The 2,682-nt window shown below is 46.5% G+C and carries 2 protein-coding genes; one reads left to right on the forward strand and one right to left on the reverse strand.

Going from position 1 to position 2,682, the window contains the following annotated elements; all coding sequences use genetic code 11:
• Positions 1-163 precede the first annotated feature (163 nt).
• Positions 164-1,117, reverse strand: coding sequence for a transaldolase (gene tal, locus ACRC27_RS01690; protein WP_438623521.1), 954 nt, complete (start codon positions 1,115-1,117; stop codon positions 164-166).
• Positions 1,118-1,675: 558 nt separating this feature from the next.
• On the opposite strand from tal, the gene ACRC27_RS01695 reads away from it, so the two are divergent.
• On the forward strand, positions 1,676-2,682 hold a 1,007-nt coding region (locus ACRC27_RS01695), incomplete at its 3' end, for an alanine/glycine:cation symporter family protein (protein ID WP_438639026.1).

Below are 2,682 nucleotides of genomic sequence, written 5' to 3' on the forward strand. Positions count from 1 at the left end.
TAGCACAGCAATATTAAAAATAGAATAAGTTAATGACGGTTTTGTTGAGCAGAGGTGAAATATTTTCGAGGGTGTGATCAGTGCCCTTTTCGGCAATAAAAAAGGCGCGTAATACGCACCTTTTTGCACTGTTGTTCAGTCGTTTTTGCGTTGTATCGGAAGATTACAGACGCGCGCTAATCATGGTTTCCAGTTTACCCTGATCGACGGCAAATTTACGGATACCGTCAGCCAGTTTTTCCACGGCCATTGGGTCTTGGTTATGCTGCCAGTAAAACTCTGATTCAGTCATTGCTGTAGGGCGCGGTAAAATCTCACCTTGATAAGCCAGCTTACATGGTAGCTCGCCTTCAGCCTCTGCCAGCTCTTGCAACAGGTTCGGGCCAATGGTCAGACGGTCACAGCCAGCCAGTTCAGTGATTTCACCGATATTGCGGAAACTTGCGCCCATGACCACCGTATTATAACCATGCTGTTTGTAGTAGTTATAAATATTGGTTACTGAGATCACGCCCGGATCATCGTGTGGTGCAAAGGTTTTGGTTTCGGTATTGGCTTTGTACCAATCCATGATCCGACCAACAAATGGAGAGATCAGAAATGCTCCAGCTTCTGCACAGGCACGCGCTTGTGCGAAAGAGAACAGCAGTGTCAGATTACAGTTGATCCCCTCTTTTTCCAGCACCTCTGCAGCTTTAATTCCCTGCCATGTAGAGGCTAACTTGATCAAGATACGATCATTGCTGATACCCGCTTCATTATATAAGCGCATCAGTTTACGGGCTTTAATCAAGCTGGCTTCGGTATCGTAAGAGAGGCGAGCATCCACTTCGGTGGAAATACGGCCCGGCACTGTTTTTAGAATTTCCAAACCAATATTGACGGCCAGCTTATCAGCGGCATCGACAATCTGCTGGGTGTGGTCACTGCTCTGTGCTTTAGCATAAGCAATAGCATCATCAATCAAGGGCGCATAATCAGGAATTTGCGCAGCATTGAGAATTAATGATGGATTGGTTGTCGCGTCTTCCGGTTGGTAGCGCTTGATGGCTTCGATATCGCCAGTATCAGCGACAACTGTAGTGAGTTTGCGTAGAGCAGAGAGTTTATCAGCCATGGGTATTTTCTCGACGTTAGTGTGTTTAAATATACCGGAAGTGTCGATCTCCGGGCCATTTCAGAACACGTCTGCCGCTCATCACACCAAACCTACACCGATGAATTTAGGGTTATCCATACACCCATTACATAATCAATCACCGTATAACTTAATCAGCAACGGAATAAAAATATAACGCAGTGTTTTAGTATGGAAATATGAAATTCGGTGTTTACGTTGAGTGCAGACCCTTCCTTGTTGGCATCTGATAATAGCACGCAGGCAGATCTTGGGTAAGGGCAAGCTTTTTTACTTGGTGGTCTATTGGGTGTGATCTTTGTAACAATTTGCAGTGTATGGTATGTTTATTTTGCGCAAACGTTTGGTTCTAAATTGCAAATTGACCTTTTTATCGGTACACCGTTACCCTGTTTACGTTCAACGGCAAAATAATATCGTACGCTTAGCTTTCGCCGATAGCCAGAGCAGTACGGCATAAGCTCTTATCAGAGCATACATAATAATATTCATAATTTTTAATTAATAGTTAACTTTTTTCTTTGCTGAGGATTTGCTGTGAATGCCTTAATCTCGTTTATTAACGATCTCTTATGGGGATCGGTGCTGATCTATTTTCTATTGGGCGCGGGTATCTACTTTACCTTACGGTTAGGTTTTTTACAGGTGCGTCATTTTGGCCACATGTTCTCCATTTTACGCCGAAGCCGCCGCTCTGACTCCTCAGGGATCTCCTCTTTTCAAGCGTTGTGTACCAGTTTGGCTGCCCGCGTTGGTACCGGTAATCTGGCCGGTGTTGCCGTTGCACTAACCCTTGGTGGGCCGGGTGCAATTTTCTGGATGTGGCTGGTGGCCTTTATTGGTATGGCAACGGCTTTTGTCGAAAGCACACTGGCACAGCTGTATAAAACCAAAGATGAGCAAGGGAACTACCGCGGAGGCCCAGCTTATTACATGGAAAAAGGCCTAGGCATGCGCCGTATGGGTATGCTGTTCTCGGTCTTTTTAATCATTGCCTTTGGTTTGGTATTTAATGCCGTACAGTCAAACTCGATTGCACAAGCTATGCACGTGGCATTTGGTATTCCGCAAATTGCTGTGGGTGCTGGATTAGTAGTGCTCACCGCCATTATCATTTTTGGTGGTATTCGCACTATCGCCCGAGTCGCTGAGTTGGTTGTACCGGTGATGGCGCTGGTTTACCTGCTGCTGGCACTGTATGTGGTCGGGATTAATATTGAGAAACTGCCGGATGTTATCATGCTGATTATCCGCAGTGCGTTTGGCTGGGAAGAAGCGGCGGCGGGTGCATTAGCTTATACCATCAGTCAGGCCATGATTAACGGCGTAAAACGTGGCCTGTTCTCGAACGAAGCGGGTATGGGTTCTGCACCTAATGCGGCGGCTGCGGCATCGCCATACCCACCACATCCGGCCTCACAAGGCTATGTACAGATGCTGGGTGTCTTTATGGATACTATCGTTATCTGTACGGCAACTGCGGCGATTATTCTGACTTCTGGCACGCTGGAAACGGCGCAGGGCATGAGCGGTATTGATCTGAC

This window comes from Plesiomonas sp. (genome assembly GCF_051650925.1).
Lineage (GTDB): Bacteria > Pseudomonadota > Gammaproteobacteria > Enterobacterales > CAMTGL01 > Plesiomonas.

Coding starts and splice junctions, on each gene's coding strand:
- tal (WP_438623521.1), bottom strand. CDS start 1,117: ATGGCTGATAAACTCTCTGCTCTACGCAAACTCACTACAGTTGTCGCT.